18 protein-coding genes and 2 pseudogenes are annotated in these 25855 nt (G+C 74.1%); 9 read left to right on the top strand and 11 right to left on the bottom strand.

Annotation, left to right across the window (positions count from 1 at the left end; translation table 11 throughout):
• The first annotated feature begins 17 nt into the window (after positions 1–17).
• The gene (locus FH969_RS04960; protein ID WP_246071714.1) at positions 18–3425 is read left to right on the top strand and encodes an ATP-dependent helicase; all 3408 of its coding nucleotides are present in this window, start codon (positions 18–20) and stop codon (positions 3423–3425) included.
• On the top strand, positions 3422–6712 hold the full coding sequence (locus tag FH969_RS04955) for an ATP-dependent DNA helicase (RefSeq protein WP_139986341.1): 3291 nt from the start codon (positions 3422–3424) through the stop codon (positions 6710–6712). Before FH969_RS04960 ends, FH969_RS04955 begins: the two co-directional genes overlap by 4 nt.
• Here FH969_RS04955 and FH969_RS04950 read toward each other — a convergent pair.
• The gene (locus FH969_RS04950; protein ID WP_108719353.1) at positions 6709–7635 is read right to left on the bottom strand and encodes a phosphotransferase; all 927 of its coding nucleotides are present in this window, start codon (positions 7633–7635) and stop codon (positions 6709–6711) included. The genes FH969_RS04955 and FH969_RS04950 overlap by 4 nt on opposite strands.
• 96 nt (positions 7636–7731) lie before the next feature.
• On the opposite strand from FH969_RS04950, the gene nudC reads away from it, so the two are divergent.
• Entirely contained in the window at positions 7732–8733 is a 1002-nt protein-coding gene (gene nudC / locus FH969_RS04945) for an NAD(+) diphosphatase (RefSeq protein WP_246071713.1), read from the top strand.
• Between the two features lie 245 nt (positions 8734–8978).
• On the opposite strand, the gene FH969_RS04940 is transcribed toward nudC, so the two are convergent.
• Positions 8979–9245 carry a mycoredoxin gene (locus FH969_RS04940; RefSeq protein ID WP_108719355.1) on the bottom strand — a complete coding sequence of 89 codons (267 nt, stop codon included), beginning with the start codon at positions 9243–9245 and terminating at the stop codon, positions 8979–8981.
• 132 nt (positions 9246–9377) lie between these two features.
• Here FH969_RS04940 and FH969_RS04935 point away from each other — a divergent pair, with 132 nt between their 5' ends.
• Positions 9378–11399: an ATP-dependent helicase gene (locus FH969_RS04935; RefSeq protein WP_108719356.1), complete on the top strand. Its 2022-nt coding sequence runs from the start codon at positions 9378–9380 to the stop codon at positions 11397–11399.
• A 13-nt stretch (positions 11400–11412) separates the two neighbouring features.
• Here the strand turns inward: FH969_RS04935 and FH969_RS04930 are convergent, their stop codons facing one another.
• From FH969_RS04930 to FH969_RS15945, 6 genes and pseudogenes are all read right to left on the bottom strand, one after another.
• Positions 11413–12870: a tagaturonate reductase gene (locus FH969_RS04930; RefSeq protein ID WP_139986340.1), complete on the bottom strand. Its 1458-nt coding sequence runs from the start codon at positions 12868–12870 to the stop codon at positions 11413–11415.
• On the bottom strand, positions 12867–14348 hold the full coding sequence (uxaC, locus tag FH969_RS04925) for a glucuronate isomerase (RefSeq protein ID WP_108719358.1): 1482 nt from the start codon (positions 14346–14348) through the stop codon (positions 12867–12869). The genes FH969_RS04930 and uxaC overlap by 4 nt, the downstream gene beginning before the upstream one ends.
• Entirely contained in the window at positions 14348–14839 is a 492-nt protein-coding gene (locus FH969_RS16125) for a glycoside hydrolase family 88 protein (RefSeq protein ID WP_370445358.1), read from the bottom strand. The genes uxaC and FH969_RS16125 overlap by 1 nt, the downstream gene beginning before the upstream one ends.
• Before the next feature lie 64 nt (positions 14840–14903).
• Positions 14904–15590, bottom strand: a pseudogene (locus FH969_RS16120) (glycoside hydrolase family 88/105 protein); the annotation flags it as partial.
• A gap of 202 nt (positions 15591–15792) precedes the next feature.
• Positions 15793–16698, bottom strand: a complete 906-nt coding sequence (locus FH969_RS04915) for an ABC transporter substrate-binding protein (protein WP_281285333.1) — start codon at positions 16696–16698, stop codon at positions 15793–15795.
• A gap of 113 nt (positions 16699–16811) precedes the next feature.
• Positions 16812–16883 (bottom strand): annotated as a pseudogene (locus FH969_RS15945) (hypothetical protein); the annotation flags it as partial.
• Between the two features lie 28 nt (positions 16884–16911).
• Here FH969_RS15945 and FH969_RS15635 point away from each other — a divergent pair.
• A complete protein-coding gene (locus tag FH969_RS15635) occupies positions 16912–17232 on the top strand; it encodes a hypothetical protein (RefSeq protein WP_234418005.1) in 321 nt (106 codons plus the stop codon).
• 40 nt (positions 17233–17272) lie between these two features.
• Here FH969_RS15635 and FH969_RS04910 read toward each other — a convergent pair whose 3' ends face one another.
• The gene (locus FH969_RS04910) at positions 17273–18193 is read right to left on the bottom strand and encodes a carbohydrate ABC transporter permease (RefSeq protein WP_108719359.1); all 921 of its coding nucleotides are present in this window, start codon (positions 18191–18193) and stop codon (positions 17273–17275) included.
• 16 nt (positions 18194–18209) lie between these two features.
• Positions 18210–19157, bottom strand: coding sequence for a carbohydrate ABC transporter permease (locus FH969_RS04905; RefSeq protein ID WP_108719360.1), 948 nt, complete (start codon positions 19155–19157; stop codon positions 18210–18212).
• A gap of 266 nt (positions 19158–19423) precedes the next feature.
• Here FH969_RS04905 and FH969_RS04900 point away from each other — a divergent pair, with 266 nt between their 5' ends.
• The 4 genes from FH969_RS04900 (at position 19424) to FH969_RS15940 (ending at position 24708) form a co-directional block, all read left to right on the top strand.
• Entirely contained in the window at positions 19424–20938 is a 1515-nt protein-coding gene (locus FH969_RS04900) for a Gfo/Idh/MocA family protein (protein ID WP_108720217.1), read from the top strand.
• Positions 20939–20977: 39 nt separating this feature from the next.
• On the top strand, positions 20978–22042 hold the full coding sequence (locus FH969_RS04895) for a LacI family DNA-binding transcriptional regulator (RefSeq protein ID WP_108719361.1): 1065 nt from the start codon (positions 20978–20980) through the stop codon (positions 22040–22042).
• Positions 22043–22294: 252 nt separating this feature from the next.
• Positions 22295–23929, top strand: coding sequence for a UxaA family hydrolase (locus FH969_RS04890; protein WP_139986339.1), 1635 nt, complete (start codon positions 22295–22297; stop codon positions 23927–23929).
• Between the two features lie 374 nt (positions 23930–24303).
• Positions 24304–24708 (top strand): WhiB family transcriptional regulator, encoded by a 405-nt coding sequence (locus FH969_RS15940; RefSeq protein ID WP_139986338.1) that lies wholly within the window; start codon positions 24304–24306, stop codon positions 24706–24708.
• A gap of 63 nt (positions 24709–24771) precedes the next feature.
• On the opposite strand, the gene FH969_RS04880 is transcribed toward FH969_RS15940, so the two are convergent.
• Positions 24772–25818 carry a ThiF family adenylyltransferase gene (locus FH969_RS04880; protein ID WP_108719364.1) on the bottom strand — a complete coding sequence of 349 codons (1047 nt, stop codon included), beginning with the start codon at positions 25816–25818 and terminating at the stop codon, positions 24772–24774.
• Positions 25819–25855 lie beyond the last annotated feature (37 nt).

Genomic DNA, 25855 nt, shown 5'->3' with positions numbered 1-25855 from the left:
CGTGGTGGGATCGGGGAGTGACACAGGTGGGGGAACGCGCGCGGCGCCGGGGCATCGGCGCGCCTCGCCGTGCCCACGCCCCCGCGAACGGCACCGAGCGTCGTGACGGGGAGTCCGCCGTCGGGCACCCCACCGCGGGCGACGGCGAGCCTTGCCTCGTGCTCGACGCGGACCAGTCGCGCGCCCTCGCCGCCGCGACGGACGGCGGGCACCACCTCGTCCTCGGCGCACCCGGGAGCGGGCGCAGCACGCTGGCCGTCGAGATCGCCGCGGCCGCGACGGCGCGGTGGGGCAGCGAGCACGTGCTCCTGCTCGCGCCGACCCGGCGCGCGGCCGACGTGCTGCGCGACGCGCTCGCGCGGCGCCTGGGTGCGACGGTCGGCACGGTGCTGGTGCGGACCCCGGCGTCGTTCGCGTTCTCGGCGCTGCGTCGCCGCGCGACGCTCCTCGGCCAGCCCGCGCCGAGCCTGCTGACCGGTGCCGACCAGGACGCGACGCTCGCGGAGATGCTGCAGGGGCACGCCGAGGGCGTCGGGCGCGACCCGGGCTGGCCCGGCGACGTGCCCGCCGAGGCGCTCACCCTCGCGACGTTCCGGCACGAGCTGCGGGACGTCCTCATGCGCGCGGCCGAGGCCGGCTGGGACGGGCCGGAGCTGCAGCGGGCCGGCGTCGAGCACGGGCGGCCTGCGTGGGTCGCCTGCGGACGCGTGCTGCAGGAGTACGAGGAGATCACCCGGCTCGGCGAGACGACCCCGGACCGCGGCCGGCGCTACGACGTCGCCACGATCCTGGACGAGGCGGTCGCGGCCCTGCGCACGTGGCGGCGTGACCTGCCCGGGCACGAGCCGCCGCAGCCGCGCGTCGTGGTGCACGACGACTACCAGGACGCGACCCTCGCCACGGCGCGCCTGCTCGGCGCCCTGGCCGACGAGGGTGCCGCGCTCGTGCTGCTCGGCGACCCCGACACGGCCGTGCAGACGTTCCGCGGCGCGGTGCCCGCGCTGCTGGAGCGCGCGGCGTCGGCCGGGCCCCTGCTGCCCGGCGTCGCGTGGCCCGGGCCGCGGACCGGTGCGGCGGTGGGGGAGTTCGGCGCTCAGGTGCACGTGCTCGGCGCCGTGCACCGGGGCGACGCGCGGCTGCGCGAGGTCGTCCGGGCGGCCGGCGCGGGCCTGCCGGCGCTCGGGGACGTGCGCCGGCGGCGGGCCGAGGCCGTCGAGGCCGACGCCGGCTCGAGCGTCGACGTGGCCGTGCTGCGCAGCGTGCCGGAGGAGGCGCGGGCCATCGCCCGGGGCCTGCGCCAGCACCACCTGCGCGAGGGCACGCCGTGGGACGAGATGGCCGTTCTCGCGCGCTCGACCGGACAGCTCGGCGCCCTGCGCCGTGGCCTGCGTGCCGCGGGCGTGCCGGTCGCGACGGCACAGGGCGAGGTCCCGCTGGCCGCCGAACCGGCGGTGCGGCCGCTGCTGCGCGCGCTCGAGGTCGTGAGCGCGCAGGTCGAGCGGCAGGAGCGCGAGGCGGGTGCGGATCGCGAGGCGGGTGCGGATCTCGAGGAGGGTGCCGAGCACGAGGGCCAGGCGCTGCTCGAGGGCGACGCGCTGCTCGAGGGCGAGGCGGCGGCGCTCGTCGAGCTCCTGCTCTCGCCCCTCGGTGGCCTCGACCCGGTGGGACTTCGCGCCCTGCGCCGCGCGCTGCGGTCGGCCGAGGCGGCGGACGGCGGGACGCGGGGAAGCGACGCGCTGCTCGTCGAGGCGGTGCGCGCCGCGGGTGAGCTCGAGGCGATGCGTCGGGCGCCCCGCGCGGCGGGTGCGGTGCGTCGGGTCGGACGCGTGCTGGCCGCCGGGCGGCTGGCGCTCACCCGGGCCGAGGGGCTCGAGCAGGTGCTGTGGGCCCTGTGGCAGACCAGCGGACTCGCCGCGGTGTGGCGCCAGCGCGCGCTCGGCACCGGCGCGGGCGCCGAGCGGGCCGACGCCGACCTGGACGCGGTGATCGCGCTGTTCCGGGCCGCGGAGGCGTTCGCCGTGCAGCAGGAGGGCGCCCGCCCGGCCGACTTCCTGCGCTACCTCACGGGCCAGCAGTTCGCGGCGGACACGCTCGCGCGCACCGGGCAGCGCCGCGCCGTCGAGGTCATGACGGCCGCCGCCGCGGCGGGACGCGAGTGGGACGTGGTGGCCGTCGCGGGCGTGCAGGAGGATGTGTGGCCGGACCTGCGGCTGCGTGCGCGGCTCCTGGACCCCGTGGCGATCTCCGACCTCGCGGCCGGCCGCGGCGCCGAGCCGCAACGTCCCGTGGACGCCCGCCGCGCGGTGCTGGCCGACGAGCAGCGCGTGCTCGTCGCCGCCGTCAGCCGCGCGCGAGCGCACCTGCTCGTCACGGCGGTGCAGGACGCCGACACCCGGCCCTCGCACTTCCTCGACCTCGTCGACCCGCCGGCCGACGACGAGCCCCGCCCGATCCGGGTGGTGCCGCCGGCCCTGGACCTGCGCGGGCTCGTCGGGGCGCTGCGGCGCGAGGTGCTCGGCGACGCGGGGGAGCGGGGCTGGACCGGCGGCGGCGAGCGTCCCGCGCAGCGCGCCCGCGCCGAGGCGGCGGGCGGGCTGCTCGGCACGCTCGCGGCCGCCGGGGTGCCCGGCGCCTCCCCGCAGGAGTGGTGGGGGCCGGCCGTGTCGACGGCCGCCCCGCTCTGGGGCGCCGACGAACGCGTCAAGGTCTCGCCGTCGTCCCTCACCACGCTGGGCCAGTGCGCGCTGCGCTGGGCGCTCACCACGGCGGGCGGCGAGGTGGGATCCTCGACCTCGGCGGAGGTCGGGACGCTCGTGCACGGCATCGCCGACGAGCTGCCGCACGGCAGCGCGGAGGAGATGCTGCGCCTCCTGGACGAGCGCTGGGCGACCATCGGGCTGGGTGAGGGCTGGGGCGCGGTGGTGCAGCGCCGTCGGGCGGAGTCGATGATCGCGCTGCTCGCCGCGTACGTGGCGGGCGTACCGGGCGAGGTGCGCACCGAGCAGGAGTTCGCGGTGGCGATCGGCCGGGCGGACCTCGTGGGCCGGGTCGACCGGGTCGAGGTCACCGGGCAGGACACTGTGCGGATCGTCGACCTCAAGACGTCCGCCTCGCCCGTCTCGGTCGACGACGCCGCTCGGCACCCGCAGCTCGCGGCCTACCAGGCGGCCGCCCTGGCGGGCGGCTTCGACGGGGCGGCGCCGTCGGGTGCGCGCCTGGTCTACCTCGGCACCCCCGGACGGAACCCGGCGCTCCGCGACCAGCCGTCGCCGACGGACGACTGGGCCACGACGCTCGTCACCGAGTCGGCCGAGGAGATGGCGGCCGCGACGTTCCTCGCGCGCGCGGGCTCGCACTGCCGCATGTGCCCCGTGCGCACGAGCTGCCCCGCGCGGCCCACCGGGGAGCGGGTGGTGGGCCGATGAACCGCCGCTGGTCCGCCGTCGCGCTCGCCGACCTGCTGGGCCGACCGCGCCCGACCCCGGAGCAGGTCCGCGTGATCGAGGCCGACCCGGAGCCGATGCTCGTGGTGGCCGGGGCGGGCTCGGGCAAGACGTCCACGATGACCGACCGGGTCGTGTGGCTCGTCGCCAACGAGGTGGTGGCGCCCTCGGAGGTGCTCGGCCTGACGTTCACGCGCAAGGCCGCCTCCGAGCTCGCGACGCGCGTCGAGCGGCAGCTGCGTGCCCTCGCCCGGGTCACCCGTGCCCGGGACGACGCCGGCGAGGCCCCAACCGACTGGCTCACCGAGCGTCCCCGGATCGCGACCTACAACTCCTACGCCGCGGGCCTCGTCACCGATCACGGCCTGCGGCTCGGGCTCGAGGCCGACCAGGTGCTGCTGACCGAGGCGGGCCGCTTCCAGGTGGCGGCGCGGCTCGTCGAGCAGTGGCCGGGCGACCTCGAGATGCGGTTCCAGCCGGTCACCGTGGCGCGCTCCGTCGTCACGCTCGCGGGCGAGCTCGCCGAGCACCTGCTCACCCCCGAGGGGGCCGCGGCGAGGCTGCGAGCCATCGCCGACGGGCTCGAGGACGCGCTGCCCGGCGTCGACGGGAACGGCCGGTCCCGCACCACGCCCCACGCCGAGGTCGAGAAGGTCGTCGTGAGCCTGCGCGACCGCGCCGCGCTCATGCCGCTCGTCGCCGCGTTCGCTGCGGCCAAGCGGGAGCGGGGCGCGATGGACTTCCCCGACCAGGTCGCGGCCGCGGCCCGGCTCGCCCGCACCTTCCCGGCGGTCGCCGAGCGGGAGCGCGCCACGGCTCGGGTCGTGCTGCTCGACGAGTACCAGGACACCTCGGTCGCCCAGCTCGAGATGCTGCGCGCGCTGTTCGGCGACGGGCACCCGGTCACGGCCGTGGGCGACCCCCACCAGGGCATCTACGGATGGCGGGGCGCGTCCGCCGGTGCGCTCCTCTCGTTCCCCGAGCACTTCCCACGCCACGACGGCGAGCCCGCCTCGGTCGCGAGCCTCACCACCTCCTGGCGCAACGACGTCGCCGTGCTCGCGGCCGCGAACGTCACGGCGGCACCGCTGCGCGCCCACGCGAGCCTCGCGGTGCCCGCGCTCGAGGCCCGGCCGGACGCCGGGCCGGGGGAGGTGCGCTGGACGTTCGAGGTCGACGAGCAGGCACAGGCGCGGGCCGTCGCTCGCGCGATCGGGGATCGCTGGGCCCCCGGCCGCGGCACCGCGGCGGTGCTGTGCCGCAAGCGGGACTGGTTCGAGGCGGTCCGCGTGGCGCTCACGGACGCGGGGCTGCCGTGCCAGGTGGTCGGCCTTGCCGGCCTCCTGCACACCCCGGCGGTCGCCGACGTGCGGGCCGCGCTCACGGCGGCCTTCGACCCCTCCCGGGGTGACGCGCTCGTCCGGCTGCTCACCGGACCGGCCTTCCGGCTCGGCGCGTACGACCTCATGGCGCTCGGCGACCTCGCCCGGGCGCGCACGAGCCGCCGGGCGGGCGAGGGCCAACGCCGGGAGGACTCCGACGGGCGCAGCATCGTCGAGGCGCTGGACCTGCTGCCCGCCGAGGGCTGGCCGCTGGCCGACGGCCGCGTTCCCAGCGACGTGGGGCGGCGCCGCCTGGCCCGGGCGCAGCTGCTGCTGCGCGAGGTCCGCTCGCTCACCCACCTCGGACTGCCGGAGCTCGTCATCGCCGTCGAGCAGGCGCTCGGCCTCGACCTGGAGGTGGCCGCGCACGGCGGCGGCGTCGAGCGCGGCCGGGCCGACCTGGACCAGTTCGAGATCGCGGCGGCCGAGTTCGAGGCGGGCTCGACGGCGCCCACGCTCGGCGCGTTCCTCGCCTACCTCGACGCGGCCGAGGAGTACGAGCGCGGCCTGGACGCGGCCTCGACCGAGCCCGACCCCGGCTGCGTGCAGATCCTCACGGCGCACGCCGCGAAGGGCCTGGAGTGGGACATCGTGGCCGTGGTCGGCCTCGCCGAGGAGGACTTCCCGGGGCTCGGCGGGAAGCCCGAGGCGCCCACGAGCCCGGCCTGGACCACCGCCCGGGACGCGCTGCCGTACGAGCTGCGCGGCGACGCCGACCACCTGCCCGACCTCGAGATCGGGGCGGGCGCGACCCACGTCGACGTGCGCGACGCGCTCCTCGCCCTGCGCGCGGCCGACGGCGAGCGCGCCCTGCGCGAGGAGCGTCGCCTCGCGTACGTGGCCTTCACGAGGGCGCGGCACAGCCTCCTGCTCAGCGGTGCCTGGTGGGGCTCGCGCAAGTCACCGAACACCCCGAGCCGGTTCCTCACGGAGCTGGTCCGTGCCGGCGTCGCTCAGCCGCTGGCCGGGACCGCCGCGGACGCGCTCGACCGCGCGCCCGAGCAGACCGAGCCGACCCCGCCGCCGCAGGCGCCCTGGCCACCCACGCAGGAGCCGCGGCTCGAGGCCGCGCTCGCGCACGCCCGGTCGCTCGTGCCGGGCGGCTCGAGGGAACCGGCGCCGTCCGGCGACGTCCCTCGCGCAGGGGGGCTCGCCGTCGAGCATCTCGACGCGGCTGACGACGCCGACGTCGCGGAGTGGCGCTGGCAGGTGCAGGCGCTGCTCGCCGAGCGGGAGGCCGCCCTCGCGCCGGAGCCCCTGCGCGCCCCGCCGCACCTGTCGGCGTCGGCGGTCGTCGCGCTCGCGTCCGACGCGGAGGGCTACGTCCGCGACCTGCGCCGTCCGGTGCCGGCCCAGCCGAGCCCGTACGCGCGGCGGGGGACGCGGTTCCACACGTGGGTCGAGCAGCACTACGCCCGGGCGGCGCTGCTCGACGTCGACGACCTCGGCGACGAGCCGACGGTGGACGACGACGAGCTCTCCGCGCTGCAGCAGGCCTTCCTCTCCTCGCCGTGGGCCGACCGGGTGCCGCTGGCGATCGAGGCCGACGTCGAGACCCCGGTCGCGGGGACCGCGCTGCGGTGCCGGATCGACGCGGTGTTCCCGCCCGCGCCGGGGGAGCCGTTCGACGTGCACATCGTGGACTGGAAGACCGGCGCACCGGCCCGCGGCAGCGAGGCGCGCCGGGCACGCGAGCTGCAGCTCGCCGCCTACCGACTCGGCTGGTCACGCCTGCACGACGTGCCGATCGAGCGCGTCGCGGCGTCGTTCCACTTCGTGGGCTCGGGTGAGACCCACGACGCGCCCGTGCTGGCCGAGGAGGAGGTGGTCGCGCTGCTTGAGGCCGAGCTCGGTGCGCTGACGGGGTCCGGTCCGGGCGGAGGCTAGTCCTCGTCGGGAACGGCGGTGACCGCCTCGGCGAGGTCGGCGAGCATCTCCTCGGCCTCGGCCACCACCTGCGGCTCCGAGACCCGGAGCCCGTGCTGCAGCCAGCGACCGAGTGCGAGCTCGCTGAGGAGCTGCGCGCGGTCGAGCGCGTGCGCATCGCCCTCGGGCGCGCCCAGCGCGTACGCCTCCAGCACCGACTCCAGCGCGTCCTCCGGCGCCGCCGCCACGAGCCACGCGAGGTCGACGGCGGGGTCGCCGACGTGGGCCTGCGCGAAGTCCTCGAGCGCGACCACCTCCTCGCCCTCGACGAGCACGCGGTCGGAGGCGAGGTCGCCGTGCACGAAGGTCGTCGAGAACCGCCACAGCGCGACGTCCTCGAGCGCGTGCTCCCAGCGGCGCAGCAGCACGGCCGGCACGCGGCCCGTTGCGGCCAGCGCGTCCAGCTCGGCGAGCAGACGGGTGCGGCACGCCTCGGCGTCGTACACGGGGACGAGGTCGGAGACGGTGTCGAGCGGCACGCGGTGCAGCGCGGCCAGCGCCGCACCCAGGTCGGCCGCGACGCCCGGCCCGGCGTGCAGGGCCGCCAGCACGAGCGGCCGACCGGGCAGCGCGGTCTGCACGACGGCCCGCCCGCCGTCGTCGAGCTCGACCCAGCCCGCGGTGCGCGCGAGGTCGAAGGGCAGGTCCTCGCGCTCCAGCGCGGCGAGCAGCGCCGACTCGAGGGCGAGCGCGGCGCCCGTCGCGTCGTCGCGGGGGGCGCGCACGACCCACGCGCGGCCGGCGGAGTCGAGCACGCCCGTCACCTCGAGGTGCTCGGTGACCGTTCGCGGGTGCCGGGTCGCCACCGCGTCCAGGCCGGGGACGGCCGCGACGGCGAGGGCCGCGAGGTAGGACGTCGACCAGCGCGGGGTGGGGGTGGACACGCGGACACGCTACGCGTCCACGCCACCGGGGGTCTCGGGGGCGCGCCGCTCCGCCGGCGGGGTCGGGCCGGCGGGCGCGCGGCGTAGCGTGACGTCGTGCCGTCTCCCAGTCCCACCCCGACGCTCCGCATGCCCGATCCGCTGCCCGACCCGCTCCCGCTGGGCCGCGCCGTCGTCGACCGGGACGCGGCGTCACGAGCCGAGGCGGGGCTGCTCGAACGGCTGCGGGCGGACCCCGCCGCGCGAGCGCTGCTGGTCTCGGGGCCGGAGCTCGCGGTCCGCCCCGGCGGCGAGCCCGCGCTGCTGCTCGTGCCGCCCGCACGGCTGGACCCGCAGGGCGAGCTGGCCTACCTGGGGCGTGACGGCGACGCGGGCTACGTCTCGTGGACCCCGCCCGACGGCGTCTCGCTCGCTACCGCGGTCGCGGCGCTGGCCGACGACGACCACGAGCCCGCGGCCGACGCCGACGCCGAGATCGTGACCCTGCGCGACGCCGGCCATCTCCTGGACGCGCGCGACGCCGGGCTGGCGACCTGCGCCGTCGCGCTCGCGCAGTGGCGCCGCACCCACACGCACTGCCCGCGGTGCGGTGCGGAGGTCGAGGTGGCCGAGGCGGGCTGGTCCACGCGGTGCCCGGCGGACGGCTCCTCGCACTACCCGCGCACGGATCCCGCGGTGATCATGGCGGTGCACGACGCCGCGGACCGGCTCCTGCTCGCCCGCTCGGTGGCGTGGCCCGAGCGGCGTCGCTCGGTGCTGGCCGGGTTCGTCGAGGCGGGGGAGGGCCTGGAGGCCGCGGTTCGGCGGGAGGTGGCCGAGGAGGTCGGCCTCGACGTCGGACCGGTCGCCTACGCGGGCGCGCAGCCGTGGCCGTTCCCCGCCTCGCTCATGGTCGGGTTCCACGCGTGGGTCGTCGGGCCCGACGGCGAGCCCGCCGACGCCCCGACGCCCGACGGCGTGGAGATCACCCACGCGGAGTGGTACTCCCGCCAGGATCTGCGCGACGCGGTGGGGAGCGGCGCCGTCGGGCTCCCGATGCGGACGTCGATCGCGCGGGCGCTCATCGAGGCCTGGTACGGGAGCGAGCTTCCCGACTGACGCCACCGCGACTGGTCGTGACGGGAGAGCGACTGGTCGTGACGGGAGAGCGACTGGTCGTGACGGGAGAGCGACTCACCGCCCCCCATACGGCAGGAACCATGCATCGGCGCTGGTCAGAGACTTGCGCCTGAGGCCGCGGCCCGTCTCGGTCGCTGTGACGTCACGGTGAGTCGCTCTGGCGTGACGACCAGTCGCTGTGACGTCACGGTGAGTCGCTCCGGCGTGACGCGGACCCGCGAGCGTCAGGCGTCGGCGAGCTGCGAGCGCACCTGCGCGAGCGAGGGGTTCGTGAGGGCCGAGCCGTCGGGGAAGAGCACCGTGGGAACGGTCTGGTTCCCGCCGTTGACGTTCTCGACGAATTCGGCGGCACCCGGCTCCTGCTCGATGTTGACCTCGGTGTAGGCGATGCCCTCCTTGTCGAGCTGCGTCTTGAGGCGGCGGCAGTAGCCGCACCACGTGGTGGAGAACATCGTGATGGTGCCGGCGTCGGGCAGCGTGGGGGTGCTCATGCGTGGCTCAACCGCGCCGCGCGGCGCGCTATTCCGCGGTGCGCGCGTGTCGGCCGGACGTCGCGTCCGCGCCACGTGGGGCATCCACAGCGTCGCCGCCGCGTGTCGCACCCACCTGCGAGGATGGCAGCGATGTCCGCCGAACCCCGCACCCCCGAGCAGCTGCTCGCCGACCTCGACCCCGACCAGCGCGAGGTCGCCCAGCACCTGTCCGGTCCGCTGTGCGTGCTCGCCGGCGCCGGCACGGGCAAGACCCGCGCGATCACCTACCGGATCGCGCACGGCGTCGCGACCGGCGCGTTCGCGCCGACCCGCGTGCTCGCCGTAACCTTCACCGCGCGCGCGGCGTCGGAGATGCGTACCCGCCTGCGCGACCTCGGCGTCTCCGGCGTCCAGGCGCGGACGTTCCACGCCGCGGCGCTGCGGCAGCTCTCCTACTTCTGGCCGCAGGTCGTGGGCGGCGCGCTGCCGCGGCTCGCCGAGCACAAGGCGCCGCTCGTCGCGGAGGCGTCGGGGCGCCTCGGGCTCGGCGCCGACCGGCTCGCGATCCGCGACCTCGCGGCCGAGATCGAGTGGTCCAAGGTCAGCCTCGTCACGGCGGACGACTACGTGCGCTCCGCGACGCGGGCGGGCCGGACGGGCGCCGCGGGCCACGATCTCACCACGATCGCCCGGCTCCTCGGCGTCTACGAGGAGGTCAAGACCGAGCGCGGCGTCATCGACTTCGAGGACGTGCTGCTGCTGACGGTCGGCATCCTCGCCGAGCGCGAGGACATCGCGCGCACGGTGCGCGACCAGTACCGCCACTTCGTGGTGGACGAGTACCAGGACGTCTCCCCGCTCCAGCAGCGGCTGCTCGACCTCTGGCTCGGGGATCGGCACGACCTCTGCGTGGTGGGCGACGTCTCCCAGACCATCTACTCCTTCACGGGCGCGAGCCCGCGCTACCTCACCGACTTCCCGAAGGCACACCCGGGCGCCGTCGTCGTGCGGCTCGTCCGCGACTACCGCTCCACCCCCGAGGTCGTCGGCCTCGCCAACGACGTGCTCGCCCGGGCGGGTCGGGACCGCAACGACGCCGCCGTGCGCCTCGTCGCGCAGCGTCCCTCGGGCCCGCCGGTCGCGTTCGAGACGTACGACGACGACGAGCACGAGGCGCGTGGCGTCGCCGAGCGGGTCGCGGCGCTGGTGGCGCGCGGCGTGCCGGCCAGCGAGATGGCGGTGCTCTACCGGACGAACGCGCAGGGCGAGGCGTTCGAGCAGGCCCTGGCGGCCGCGGGGGTCGGCTACGTCGTGCGCGGCGGCGAGCGGTTCTTCTCCCGGCGCGAGGTCCGCGAGGCGGTGGCGCTGCTGCGCGGCGCCGCCCGCGGGGCCGACCCGGACACGCCGATGCCGCAGACCGTGCGGGACGTGCTGACGGGCGCGGGCTGGTCGCCCACCGCGCCCGAGGCGCGCGGCGCGGTGCGCGAGCGGTGGGAGTCCCTGGACGCGCTCGTCGCGCTCGCGGACGACCTCGCGCAGCGGCGCGGCGCCGACCTCGACGCCTACCTCACCGAGCTCACCGAGCGCGCCGCCGAGCAGCACGCTCCGACGGTCGACGGCGTGACCCTCGCCTCCCTGCACTCCGCCAAGGGCCTGGAGTGGGACGCGGTGTTCCTCGTCGGCGTGAGCGAGGGCCTGCTGCCCATCTCGTTCGCCGAGGAGGACGAGGAGATCGCCGAGGAGCGCCGGCTCCTCTACGTGGGCGTCACGCGCGCCCGCGAGCACCTTGCGATCTCCTACGCCCGGGCCCGCACCGCGGGCGGCCGGGCGAGCCGCAAGCCGTCGCGCTTCCTCGACGGCATCTGGCCCGCCGACGGCGTGCACCTCACCCAGCGCCAGCGCCGCCGGGTGCGCGCGCAGGCCGTCCAGGACGCGATGGGCGACGCCGACCCCGCCGTCTTCGAGGCGCTGCGGACCTGGCGCGGCGAGCTCGCGAAGGAGACGAGCAAGCCCGCCTACACGATCATGCACGACACCACGCTCGTGGCCATCGCGACGGCCAAGCCGCGCAACCTGCGCCAGCTCGCGCTGCTGCGCGGCATCGGCGCGGCCAAGATCGAGGCCTACGGCGGCGCGGTCCTCGCGATCGTCGCCGACGCCCGCACCGACTGACGCCGGTCGCGCCTCAGCCGTCGACGAGCGCGGCGAGGGCCGCCTCGGGCCCGACGGCGAGCAACGCCCGGGCGTGCCCGGTCACCTCGCGCACGAGCCGGTCCAGGCGGGCGTCGCCCGGCTCGAGGTACGCGGCGGCGAGGACGCTGCGCCGGACCCAGGCCTCGACGTCGTGAGCGTCGAAGGTGTCCCGCACGACGGCGAGCGGCTCGGCGTCGTCCCGCGGCGTGAAGTCCTCCGGTCCGAGCCGGCCGGAGTCGAGTACGAGGAGCGCGGCGAGCGCGAACGCGGTCCGCGGCGCCTCGCGCCCGGCCGCCCAGCCGTCCAGCAGCACGGGCAGGTTGCGCGCGCGGTACTTCGACAGCGCGTTGAGCGCGATGTCGCCGAGCAGGTGGTGGAGGTAGGGGTTGGCGAACCGCTCGACGATCGAGGCCGCGAAGGCGCGCAGCGCGTCCGGGTCGCCCGGGATCGTCGGCAGCACCTCCCGCTCGAGCAGCGCGCGCAGGTAGGCGGCGACGTCGGGTCGCGCGTCCGCCTCGCGCACCGAGGTGGCACCGAGCAGGAGCCCGACGGCGGACATCGCCGTGTGCAGCCCGTTGAGGATGCGGACCTTCTTCTCGCGCACCGGGCGCACGTCCGGGACGAACTCGACCGGCAGGCCGGCGCGGTCCAGGGGCAGGACGTCGCGGATCACGGGATCGCCGCCGATCACCCAGAGGCCGAAGTACTCGCCCTTGACGACGGACAGGTCGGCGACCCCGAGCTCGGCGTGGATGGCGTCGATCTCCTCCCGCGGGAACCCGGGCACGATGCGGTCCACGAGGGTGTCGTGGAAGGTGCACGCGGTGCGCACCCACTGCGTGAACGCCTCGGGCAGCGCGTTCTCGGCGGCGTGCCCCAGGACGTACTCGCGCAGCGTGGTGGCGTTGTCCTCGATGAGCTCGCAGCACACGACGTGCAGGCCGGCGGCGGGGTCGCCGTCGAAGTGCCGGAAGCGGTCGAGCAGGAGCGCGGTGATCTTCGCCGGGAAGGACAGCGGCGGGGTGGCGGTGAGGTCGTCACCCGGCACCCAGGCGATGCCAGCCTCCGTCGTGTTGGACACGATCGTGCGCAGCTCGGGCGAGAGGTAGAGCGCGCGGTAGGCCTCGAAGTCCTCGTGCGCGCGGACGATCCGCTGCACCGCCGTGACCCGGGTGAACTCGCGCACGGGGGCGCCGTCGCGCACACCCTCCAGCAGCACGTGGTAGATCCCGTCCTGCGCCTCGAGGTGCGCGAGCGCGGGGTCGGGCCACGGCGTGGACTGCACGGCCGCGACCGCGTCGTGCAGCACGCCGGCGTCGTTCGCCTGCTGGACCATGAGGTCGACGAACGCGCGCAGGAAGTTGCCGGCGCCGAACTGCAGGATCGTGATCGGCAGCGGTTCGCGCCCGTCGGCAGCCGCGCCGGGACGAGGCAGCGTGCTGGTGCTCACGAGGCGAGCTCCGCGTAGGCCTCGAGCGGGCCGCGGTAGGCGAGGTAGGTCGCGGTGTCGACGGCCTCGTCGAGGTCGAGGCGGTGCTCGGTCACGAGGCGGGCGAGGTAGCCTGCGTCGATCCGGCGAGCCAGGTCGTGCCGGGCGGGGATCGAGCAGAACGCGCGCGTGTCGTCGACGAACCCGGTGGTGTTGAAGAACCCTGCGGTCTCGGTGACGGCCTCCCGGTAGCGACGCATGGCGTCGGGCGCGTCGAGGAACCACCACGGCGCACCGAGCTTGAGGCCCGGGTAGACCCCCGCGAGCGGGGCGAGCTCGCGCGAGTAGGTGTCCTCGTCGATGGTGAACGCGATCGCCCGGAAGCCGGGGTGGTGCCCGAACGCGTTGAGCAGGGGGCGCAGCCCGTGGGCGAACTCGATCGCCAGCGGGATGTCGTAGCCCTTGTCGGGGCCGTAGGCGGCAGCGATCGCGGGGTCGTGGTCGCGCAGGACGCCGGGGTGGATCTGCATGACGAGGTGGTCCTCGGCGGCCATCGCGGCCATCTGGAACATCATGTGCCCGGCGAACGCGGTCGAGCCCTCGGGCGTGACCCTCCCGGCGAGGGCGTCGGCGTAGAGCCTGGTCGCCTCGGCGTCGGACAGGGGTGTGGTGTCCGTGGTGGCGAGTCCGTGGTCGGTGGCGCGTGCGCCGGCGGCCTTGAAACGCTCGCGCTGGAGCCGCAGGGCCTCCAGGTAGCCGGCGTACGAGCCGGTGTCGACGCCGGCGGCCTCGCCGAGGCGCGCGACGTCCGCGATCCAGGTCGGTGAGGTGAGGGTGAGGACGGCGTCCGGCCGGAACGTCGGCAGGACGCGGTCCCCGAGGCCCTCGGCGGCGAGGCGGTGGTGCTGCGCGAGGTCGGACCACGCCGGATCCGTGGTCGAGACGACCTCGATGCCGAACGTGTCCAGCAGCGCGCGGGGGCGGAAGTCGGGGGAGTCGACGACGGCCTGGATCCGGTCGTAGATCGCGTCGGCCGTCTCCGCGCTCGGGCGCTGCGTGACGCCGAAGATGTCGACGAGCTCGGTCTCCATCCAGAACCGGGTCGGCGTGCCGCGAAAGAGGTGCCAGCCCGCGCAGAACCGACGCCAGATCTCCCGCGGGTCGGCCTCGGCGGTCACGCCGGACCCGGTCCGGGTGGGCACGCCGAGCTCGGCGGGCGTCGCGCCCTGCGACACCAGCATCCGCACCAGGTAGTGGTCCGGCACGACGAGCAGCTCGGCGGGGTTCCCGAACGACCCGTTCTCCACGAACCACTCCACGGGGACGTGCCCGTGCATCGAGACGATCGGCAGGTCGCTCACCGCGGACAGGATCTCCCGGGCCAGCGCCCGCACACCCGGCTCCGCCGGCAGCGCGCGGTCCGGGTGCAGCACCCAGTCCCCGCCGGTGGCTCCACCGGCCTCGACGGAGGTACCCAGGACCTGATCAGACGGCGACATCACACACTCCACGAGAGGGCGGGTCCGCGCGCCGCTGCGGCGGCGGGCCCTGGACAGAACTGACTGGCTGACGGACGGACGGATCGACTGGCTGACGGGTGGAACGGACGAGAGGCACGAGCCCCACGAGGCGGAACGCGCGAACAGCGCACGACGGCGAGACCCGGGCCGGGCTCAGCGGCGGCGCTCCATCTCGGTGGCAAGCAGCAGAACGGACCATAGCCCTTGTGGTCGTTCGTGACGATCGGCTCGGACATGTAGTACGCGAAGGAGCCGTCGCGGCGCGTGGCGCCGCCGAGCCCGGCGACCTGGCACATCTTGTGCACGTTCACCCAGCCCTCCGCGGTGATGCTGAGGAACTGCTCGCGCGCGTGGGTCCAGCCTCGTTCCAGCGCCTCGTCCCACGGGGGACCGGCGAGGTAGCCCAGGCGCAACGAGGTCGCGATCGCCGAGAGCACCATGAGGGACCCCGAGGACTCGAGGTAGTTCATGGGTCGTCCGGCCTGGTCCGGGATCTGGAACCAGAGGTTGGTGCCCGGATCCGCGGGACCGCTGCAGCGCGGTCAGGAGCGCAGTGAGGTTGGTGCGGATCTGCGCGCGACCGGGATGGTCCTGGGGCAGGTAGGCCTGCACGTCGACCATGGCCATGGCGAACCAGCCGAGCGCGCGCAGCCAGACGTGCGGCGAGAGCCCGGTCTCGGCGTCGGCCCAGTACATCGACCGGGTGGCGTCGTACGCGTGCCGGCACAGGCCCGTGGCCGGGTCGAGGGTGAGGAGGTCGTACGCGTTGGTGAACTGGCGCACCACGTCGTCCAGGAGGTCGCTCCGGCCGGCGAGCGCGCAGTAGCGCGCGTAGAACACCGATCCCATGTAGAGCCCGTCCAGCCACACCTGGTCGGGGTAGATCCGCTTGTGCCAGAAGCTGCCCTCGTTCGTGCGCGGCTGGTGCTGCAGCTGGTCGAAGAGCGTGTCCGCCGCCGCGCGGTACCGCTCGTCGCCGGTCTCCTCGAGCAGGTCGAGAATCGCCTTGCCGTTGTTCACGTGGTCGAGGTTCAACTCCTCGTACGCGTAATGCCGAATGGTCCCGTCCGGCTGCACGAACTCGTCGATGTTGGTACGGACATAGTCGAGGAGCCTCGCATCCCGCGTGTCGCAGTACATGCCGTAGATGCCGTTGAGCACCAGGCCGTCCTCGTACTCCCACCGCTGGCGCGTGTTGATCCGCGGCTCGCGGCTCAGCATCGTCTCCGCCCCGAGCAGCGCCCATCGCGTCGAGGGGTCGCCGTAACGGTGGTCGGCGCATGTGGTGGGAGTGCGGGCGGAGGTGGTGCTCGCCGTCGTGCTCATGTCTGGCTCGCTCTCGATGGACGCGTCAGCGGACGCGAGGGGGAGGGGGACACGTGTGTCGGGGCCGGACCCGTGCGGGCCCGGCCCCGACGGGCGGTCAGGAGATCGCCTTGGTGACCTCGTCGATCCACTGCTCGGCCGCTTGGGCCGGCGTGATCTTGCCGAACAGGACGTCGGAGTTGATCCGCGAGGTGATGTCGGGGACCTCGCCGGCGCCGACCGGCGGGACCGGCGTGCCGTCCTCCACGACGTCCTGGAGGTTCTCCACGAACTCGGCCGAGAGCTTGTCGGCGTCCGACAGCATCGGCAGCACGTGCGCGCGCACCTCGGTGTTGGCCGGCAGGCCGCGGTCGCTGAGGATCAGCTCGCCCGCCGCGTTCGAGTTGATGAGGAAGTCGACCAGGAGCTGGGACTCCTCCGGGTGCTCGCTCTTGGCGGAGACGGAGTAGTACATGCTCGGCTTGAAGTACTCACCCGTCCGCTCGAACTCCGACTCGCCGGGCGCGCGCAGGAGGACGAGGTCGCGGCCGGATGCCGTCTGGACGGCGTTGAGCTGGTTGGACCAGAACCACGCCATGGCGCCCTTGTTGGTCGCGGGCAGCGAGCCCTCGACGCCGGCTGCCTGGATCTCGGTGGAGACCGAGGCGTCGGGCTCACCGCCGGCCGACTGGAGGTCGACCGAGCGCTGGAAGAACTCCTCGACCGTCGCGGCCGAGACGCCCACCTCGCCGTCCGCCGTGAAGACCTCCTCGCCCTTCTGGCGGGCGATGATCTTCAGGACGGGCTCGATGAAGCTGTAGTTCTGCACGCCGTACCCGCCGTCGGCCGAACCGGCGGAGATGTCGGTGGCGATCTGCTCGTAGTCGTCCCACGTCCACGTCGTGTCGTCGGGCATCTCGACCCCGGCGTCCGCGAACGCCTGCGGGTCGGCGATGATCGCGTGCACGTTGATCCCCGTCGCGATGCCGTAGAGCGCGTCGTCGATCGTCCCCGCATGGAGCACGCTCTCGTCGATGTTTGCGGTGTCCAGGCCGAGCTCGTCGAGGTTGGCGAGGAGCCGCGGTCGGCGTACTCGGTGAGGAAGCGCTCCTCCTGCGTGATGACGTCGGGCAGGTCGTTGCCCGCCGCCGCCACGTGGAGCTTCTCGAAGTAGTTGTCCCAGCTCGTGTAGTCGGGCTCGACGGTGATGTAGGGGTACTCCGCCTCGAACGCCTCGATGACCTTCTGGGTGACCTCGTGGCGGGTGTCCGAGCCCCACCAGGCGAACCGGATCGTGACCGGCTCGTTGTCGGCGTCGGCGCTGGCGTCGGCGCTCGAGTCGCCGCCGGCGGCGTCACCCGTGGCGTCGGCGCTCGAGTCGCCGCCGGTGTCGCTGCTGCCGCAGGCCGACAGGCCCAGCGTGAGAGCGAGGGCGGCGGCGACCGCTCCGACGACGCGCCGCGAGGTGTGGGGGATGGTCATTCTCTTCTCCTTCGGTCCGACCGCGTCGTTGCGTGCGGTCAACGGGGTCACCGGTGGTTCCCGGCGGTCCTGCTGAGGGGGTGCTGCGGGGTGCTGCAGCGTGGGTGGTGCGGGTGCTACTTGATTCCGGTCGTCGCGATGCCCTTCACGAGGTACTTCTGGCCGACGAGGAAGACCAGGAAGATCGGGATGATCGTCACGATCGACATGGCGAACATCGGGCCCCACGAGCTCCCGGACGAGGAGTCCAGGAACAGGCGAAGGGCCACGGGTGCGGTCTTCATCGAGTCCTTGGTGAGGAAGATGAGCTGGGCGAAGAAGTCGTTCCACGTCCAGATGAAGGTGAAGATCGCCGTGGTCGCCAACGCAGGCGTCGCCAGCGGGAGCATGATCCGCAGGAAGATCCGCGGGTGCCCGCATCCGTCCAGGCGGGCCGCCTCCTCGAGCTCGTTGGGGATGCCCCGGAAGAACTGCACCATGAGGAACACGAAGAACGCGTCGGTGGCGAGCAGCTTCGGAACGATCAGCGGCCAGAACGTGTTGATCCAGCCGACCTGCTGGAACATGACGTACTGAGGGACGATCAGGACGTGGATCGGAAGCATGATCGTCACGAGCATGATGGCGAACCACACGTTGCGGCCGCGGAACTTCAGGCGGGCGAACGCGTACGCGGCCATCGAGCAGGTCACGAGGTTGCCGAGCAAGGAGTCGGCCACGATGACCATCGAGTTCAGCATGTAGTGCCCGAACGGCTCCGTGAGCGCCTGCCAGCCGGTCGTGTAGTTGCTGAAGTCCCACTCGGTCGGGATGACCGACAGCTCCCGGAAGATGATCTCCGTCGGCTTGAACGAGGAGCCGAGCAGCCACAGCAGCGGATAGACCATGATCAGCGCTGCGGCGATCATGAGCACGTGGCGGACCACCGAGCGGGTGGTCCCGCGCCATGCGCCGGCCCGAGCACGGTGCGGCGCCTGCGCGGCGAGCGTGGTGATGCGCGTACCCAGATCGGAGCTGGGCGAGGTCGTCGTCGACATCGTCGTGGTGCTCCTTTCAGTCCCCGTAGAAGACCCAGAACTTCGACAGCCAGAAGTTGACTGCGGTCAGCCCGAGGATGATGACGACCATGAGCCAGGCCATCGCCGAGGCGTAGCCCATATGAAGGTTGCTGAACCCCTCCTGGTACAGGTACAGCGTGTAGAAAAGCGTCGAGTCGGACGGGCCGCCGGTGCCGCCGGAGACGACGTACGCCTGCGTGAACGCCTGGAACGCGGTGATCACCTGCATCACGAGGTTGAAGAAGATGATCGGGCTGAGCAGCGGGAGCGTGACCGAGAGGAACTGACGCACCTTGCTCGCGCCGTCCAGAGACGCGGCCTCGTAGTACATCTCCGGGATCTGCCGCAGGCCGGCGAGGAAGATGATCATCGGAGAGCCGAAGGTCCACACGTGCAGCAGCACGATGGTCCACAGGGCGGTGTCCGGGTTGGAGACCCACCCGATGCCCTCGATGCCGAAGATCGCCAGGAATCGGTTGAAGATGCCGTCCACCCCGAAGACCTGGCGCCACAGGATGGCGATGGCGACCGATCCGCCCATGAGCGAGGGCAGGTAGAAGACCGAGCGGTAGAACGCCATGCCTCGCATGCCCTGGTTGAGCAGCATGGCGAGCAAGAGCGCGACGATCAGCTGCAGCGGGACGCCGGTGACGACGTACGTGAGCGTCACCTTGAGCGCCTGGTGCAGCCGGGTGTCGTGGAACAGCTCGACGAAGTACTCGAAGCCGATGAACGTCGGCGGGGTGAGCAGGTCGTAGTCCGTGAGCGAGAAGTACGCAGAAGCGCCCAGCGGGAAGAGCGTGATCGCGAAGAGACCCAGGAACCACGGTGCGAGGAACACGAGCGCAGCGCGCCCGTCCGCCTTGCGCAGGTTGGTCTTGGCGACGTTCTTGGGGCCGCCGCGTTGGCGGCGCATCTCTCGAAGCTCGTTGAAGGCTGTCATGACACACTTCCTCGTGGTCTCTGCTGTGACACGGTTCCAGGAACCGGTTCCTGAGAGCACACACGGTGCGCGGTGCCCGCTACCCCGCGTTGTCCCACCACGGCTGAAGGGCCGCTCACCTGCGATGATGGAGCGACAACGATTTCGTAGCGCGTCGCTGTGCGGTGCTGGTGACCGCGCCCAGCCTGGGCTCGGTACGCTTCTGAGAAACCCGTTCCTCACATCTTCTCGGGCCCTCGCGCCCGATTCACGGATAGGTGTCGACGATGACGCAGCTCGACCAGAACCCCACCGCTCCGCGACCCGACGCGTCCTCGTCGACGAGCGCCGACCCGACCGTGGTTCCCCGGTTCGCGCAGCCGGACCCCTCCCGTCCGCGCACGCGCTACGCCGTCCTCGGGACCGGCCACCGCGCCGGCATGTACGTCAGCGCCATCACGGGTGACCACGCCGACGTCGCCGAGCTCGTCGCGCTGTGCGACGCCAACCCCGGGCGGATGGCGTTCTACGACGCCGAGGTCGGCGCGGCGCTCGGCCTCGACGGTCCAGCGGGTCTCCCGCAGTACGCGCCCGCCGACCTCGAGCGGATGATTGCCGAGCAGCGCGTCGACGTCGTCGTCGTGACCACGCCCGACCGGCTGCACGCCGAGTGTGTGGCGCGCGTCCAGGCCGCGGGCGCCGACGCCGTCGTGGAGAAGCCCCTCACCACGACCGCCGAGGGCTGCCGGACGATCGCGGACTCGGTGGCACGGACCGGGCGCGAGGTGGTCATGACGTTCAACTACCGCTACGCCCCGCGCAACTCCACCCTGCGCGAGGTCATCGCGTCGGGCGCGATCGGCCGGCCCACGAGCGTGCACTTCGAGTGGGTGCTCGACACGGTGCACGGCGCGGACTACTTCCGCCGCTGGCACCGGGAGCGGGAGAACTCCGGCAGCCTGCTCATCCACAAGTCCAGCCACCACTTCGACCTCGTGAACTGGTGGCTCGACGACGCCCCGGCCCGCGTCTTCGCCTCCGCCGGCCTGCGGTTCTACGGGGCGGAGAACGCCGCCGCGCGTGGCCTGGGTGAGCGCCCCGAGCGCGGCACGGGCACGAGTGGCGACCCGTGGGCGCTCGACCTGGCCGCCGACCGCCGCCTCAAGGGCCTCTACCTCGACGCCGAGCACCACGACGGCTACCTGCGCGACCGCGACGTCTTCTCGGGCGGCATCACGATCGAGGACAACATGTCCCTCGTCGTCGACTACCGCTCCGGCGTCTCGATGACGTACTCGCTCAACGCCCACGCGCCGTGGGAGGGCTACACGGTGAGCGTCAACGGGACCGAGGGTCGCGCCGAGCTCACGGTGGTCGAGCGTGGAGCGATCGTTCTCGACGAGGAGGGGCGCGGCGTCCTCGACCCGTCGGCCACGCCGGACGCCTCGCCGGCCGCCGAGTCGCGGCCCGAGGGGGAGCGGCTCGTGGTGCAGCGGCACTGGGAGGCAGCGCGGGAGGTGCCCATCCCGCGCGGCATCGGTGGTCACGGCGGCGGCGACGCGATCCTGCTCATGGACGTCTTCCGGCGCGACCTGCGCCTCGAGGCGGACCCGCTGGGCCGTGCGGCGGACTCGATCGACGGTGTGCGCGCCGTGGCGGTCGGCATCGCGGCGAACGAGTCGCTGCGCACGGGCCAGGCCGTCCTCGTCGACGACCTCGGGCTCGGCGTCGACATCAGCCGCCGCGCCGAGCCCGCCGAGCCTGCTGAGCCCACAGCCCCGGCCGCGGCGTCTAGGGTCTGACCCGGGGGCCGGAGGCACCGAGAGAACACGGAGTCGACGATGCGGAGTGGGGCGACGATCAGCGACGTGGCGGACGCCGCGGGGGTCTCGCGCGCCACGGTCTCGCGCGTGATGAACGGGGGGAAGGTCGACCCCGAGCTCACGCGCCGGGTGCGGGCCGCGGCCGCGCGGTTGAGCTACCGGCCCTCGGTGACCGCGCGGTCGCTGTCGCTGGGCCGCACGGCCGCCGTCGGCATCGTGGTGCCCGACCTCACGAACCCGATGTTCCAGACCGTGCTGCGCTCGGTCGCGGCCGGTGCCTACGACAGCGGGTACAGCGTCGTCGTCGCGGAGTCCGCGGGGCGGTTCGACCGTGAGGCGGAGATCGCCCGGAGCACCCGGGCCCGCACGGACGCGCTCGTGCTCGTCTCACCGCGCGTGGGCGCGGACGAGCTCGGGGAGCTGCTCGCCGACATCGAGCCGGTGGTCATGGTCAACCGTTCGCTGCCCGGGTCGGACATCCCCGCCGTGAGCGTGGACTACTCCTCGGGGATGGTCACGGTGCTCGAGCACCTCGTCGGGCTCGGGCACCGGCAGGTCGTCTACCTCACCGGGCCGGAGCGCAGCCCGTCGAACATCGCGCGGCTCGACGGTCTCGGCAGGGTGGCGCGCGCGGTTGGCGACGTGCGGATCACGACGCTGCCGTGCGGCGCCGACCTGTCCGACGGCTACCGGCTCGCGCACGCCGTGCTCGCCACGCGCGCGACGGCGGTGGTCGCCTACAACGACCAGGTCGCCTTCGGGCTCCTCGCGCACCTGCACGAGCTCGGCGTCGACGTCCCCGCGGAGCTCTCGGTCGTGGGGTTCGACGACATCGAGCTGGCGAGCTACGCGACCCCGGCGCTGACCACCGTGCACGTGCCGTACGAGGCGATCGGGCGGCGCGCCTGGGAGCGCCTGCACGAGCGGGTCGCACCGCGTCCGGCCGACGCAGCCGCGGAGACGGGGGGCACCGAGATCCTGCCCGTGCACTTCGTCGAGCGGCTGTCCACGCGCCGGTTGGCGGCGCCCGACGGCGAGCCCTCCGCCCGCGCCGACGTCACCTCCGACGCCGCGACGGTCTGACCCGTACCGCCCCGTCTCCCGCGGTCCCGACGACCGCTCGCCGGTGGCGAGAAATCGGTTTCTCGCGTACGATCGCGGGGTAGGACACGCGCCGTTCCGACTCTTCCTCGACGCCGCCGCCCACCCCGCCGCCCACGCCGACCGGCGAACCTGCGCGGGCGGGCACCGGTGCCGCGACGAGGAACGTCCCACGGCAGTGCACGCTCGCGCACGGGTGCGCGAACGCTCCGACGGTGAACCAGGAGGTTCCACATGAGTGCAGGGGTCACGACCGGCCGCGCAGCCGAGGTGCTCGTGCTGCGCGACGGCGACGACGTCGGCGTCGCCACGCGTGACATCGCCCCGGGCGACACCCTGCCGGGCGTGGACGCGGCCCCCCTGGTCGCCGTCGACGCCGTCCCGCGCGGGCACAAGGTGGCGCTGCGCGACGTCCCGCGGGGCGCCGGGGTGCACAAGTACGGCCAGGTGATCGGCGTCGCCACCACGGACATCACGGCCGGCAGCCACGTCCACGCGCACAACCTCGGCTACGAGGAGGGCCGCCGGGAGCACGAGCTCGGCGGGACCCACACCGAGCTCGCCGTGCCCGACGGTCCGCGGCCCACGTTCCGCGGCTACCGCCGCGCCGACGGCCGGGTCGGCACGCGCAACTTCATCGCGATCCTCACGAGCGTCAACTGCTCGGCCTCGACGGCGAAGATGATCGCCGCGCAGTTCCCCTCCTCGGTCCTGGCGGGGTTCGAGAACGTCGACGGCGTCATCCCGCTCACGCACCAGTCCGGCTGCGGCCTCGTGCCGGACAGCGAGGGCGGCGCGATGCTGCTGCGCACGCTGCGCGGCTACGCCGCCCACCCGAACATCTCCGCGGTGCTCGTGCTCGGGCTCGGCTGCGAGATGGTGCTCACCTCCCAGCTCGCCACGCGCGACGGCGGGGGTGCCTTCCTCGGCATGCCGAGCGTCGGGGCGCCGGGCGCACCCGACGCCGCGGAACGGATGGGCGTGCTGGCCGACATCGCCGCGGACACGCTGGTGCAGAGCCTCACGATCCAGGAGACCGGCGGCGTGCGTGCCACGGTCCGGGCCGGCGTCGAGGCGGTTCGCGCGATGCTGCCCGTGGTGAACCAGCGCACCCGCGAGGACGTCGACGTGAGCGAGCTCGTGCTCGCCCTCAACTGCGGCGGCTCGGACGGCTACTCCGGGATCACGGCCAACCCGGCGCTCGGCTGGGCCTCGGACCGCCTCGTGGCGTACGGCGGCACCTCCGCGCTCGCCGAGACGCCCGAGGTGTTCGGCGCGGAGCACCTGCTCACGCGCCGCGCCCAGCGGCCCGAGGTCGCCCAGAAGCTCCTCGACCGCCTCGAGTGGTGGAAGGCCTACGCGGCGGCCGGCAACGGCTCGCTCGACAACAACCCCTCGCCCGGCAACAAGGCGGGCGGCCTGACCACGATCCTCGAGAAGTCGCTCGGCGCCGTCGCCAAGGGCGGCCAGGCCGACCTCGCGCAGGTCTACGAGTACGCCGAGCCGATGGCGCCGCACGAGGGCTTCGTGTTCATGGACACCCCCGGCTACGACCCGGTGTCGGTGACCGGCCTGGTAGCCGGCGGCGCCACCGTCGTGGTGTTCACCACCGGCCGCGGGTCCGTCTTCGGGTGCCGTCCCGCGCCGTCGATCAAGGTCGCCACGAACACCGAGATGTACACGCGGATGGCCGAGGACATGGACGTCAACGCCGGGCGCATCGTGGACGGGACCGCCACGCTCGAGCAGGTGGGCCAGGAGATCTTCGACCTGATCCTCGCCGTCGCCTCGGGCGAGCAGACGGTGAGCGAGGAGCTCGGCATCGGCGTCGAGGAGTTCATCCCGTGGCACGTCGGCACCGTCACCTGAGCGCCGTCCGAGAACTCCTTCGAAAAAGCACTTGCCTCGCCGTGGCGGTCCTGGCGTAGGCTCGCACCTGTTCGTGTTCGACCCGACCCCGCCTCACCAGCACGAGGGGTCCGCAGCGAGGGGAGGTGTTTCCCGAGATGAAGCTCACCATCAGCGCCGTGGCATCGGTCCAGGCGTACCTGCTCGTTTCTCCGCGTCTGCGGTTCCAGGGGACACCCATGCCCTCTGCCCTGCGGAGCGGCGCCGAGTCCTTCCTCGCCTGACGTAGCACCCGCGCACCACCTGCGCGTGGCTCGCCGACACCGGCGCACACGTCACCTCCGGCCCCTCGAGGCCTCACGACACGAACCGGCACGACCTTCGAGGAACCCCTCATGTCCAGCACCTACGCCATCGACGGCGCACCCACGACCGATCTCTCGATCGGTCGCCACAGCTACCCGCTTCACCGCGACGAGACGGGCGACCCGCTCGTCCCGACCGATCCGACCCCGTCCACCCCGACCCTGTCCGACGTCCTCGGCGTCGAGCTGCCTCAGGTCGACGCCGAGCTGCCCTGCCAGGTCAGCGCGACGCTCGACCTGTGGTTCGCCGAGCGCGGCGACGACGTCGAGCGCGCCAAGGCGATGTGCCGCGAGTGCCCCCTGAGGGCCGAGTGCCTCGACGGCGCGATCCGGCGGCACGAGCCGTGGGGCGTGTGGGGCGGAGAGGTCTTCGTGGACGGTGTCGTGGTGGCGCGCAAGCGCGGCCGCGGCCGTCCCCGCAAGATCGCCGCATGACCCGCATGACCCGCATGACCCGCATGACCCGCATGACCGGCGCACGCCGGCATCCGCGGGGAGTCAGCGGCCCATCGGCCCGGCCCCGCACCCGCACTCCGGGTGCGGGGTCCAGGCCGTCGCCGCCGCGGAGCCGCCGCCGACGGCGAGCGACGTCCCCTCCAGCGTCTCGCCCCGCCCGTCGACGACGGCGAGCACCGCACTCGCCGCGAGCCCGGTGGCCGCGGCCCACGTGGCCTCCTCGTGCTGCGGCCACGGCACCGTGGCGAGCTGCGTCGCGATCGACGGCCAGGCCGGGTCGGCGTCGCAGCGGTGCAGGTCCAGGCAGCGCAGGCACGCCCCGCGCCCCGGTCGCACGAGCGGGCCGACGACGACGTCGAGCTGCCGCGCCACGACCGACAGGTGCGTGACGTCCTCGCGCACGAGCGCCGAGGACCGGAACGGCACGGCGACGTGCGGCTCCACGAGCACCGCCACGTCCGGTCGCGCGACGCGAGTGCGCAGGCGCGGAACACGGGCGCGCAGCGCCGCGACGGCCGCGGTCCCGCGCGGCTGACCGACCTGGTCCGGCCGGTACCCGCCCGCGGCGACGTCGGTCGGTCCCACCAGGGCCTCGTCCACCACCGCGACCCCGCCGATGCCGGCGCTCGCGAGCAGGAGCCCGACGGCGAGCCCCGGTCCGGCGCCACCGATCACCACGACGTCGGCCGCCGCTCTCACGGCGCGCACGTCGGAACCGGTCAGCAGCCCGACCGCGTCTGCCGCCGCCGGCTGCTCCTCGTCACCGCTCGTCGCACCCGGCAGGTCGACCGTGCGGCTCGGGGGTTCAACCGCGCCGCGCGCATCGCCCCGCTGCTCGAGCGCGCCGTGCGTGCGCAGGTGCTCGACGATCGCCTCGGCCCGGGTGGCTCCCACGCGGTGCCGACGGGCCAGCTCCACCAGGTCGCTGCGTCGCGTGCGTGATCGGGGGACCGGGCGCGCGAGGGACTCGACGAACCGCTGCTCCTCGCGCGAGAGGTCGGTCAGCACGAGCGCGAGCCGGGGGTCGAGGCCGAGCTGGAGCTCGCCGTCGCCCCGCCACAGCGGCGGGAGGCACGGGTGCAGTCGCATCGCCCGAGCGTGCCAGGGCCAGGCGTCCGGGCGCGCC

The organism is Miniimonas arenae, assembly GCF_006351005.1.
In the GTDB taxonomy this organism is placed as follows: Bacteria; Actinomycetota; Actinomycetes; order Actinomycetales; family Beutenbergiaceae; genus Miniimonas; species Miniimonas arenae.
The sequence above is the reverse complement of the archived record's forward strand: the minus strand, read 5'-3'. Positions and strand labels throughout refer to the sequence as shown.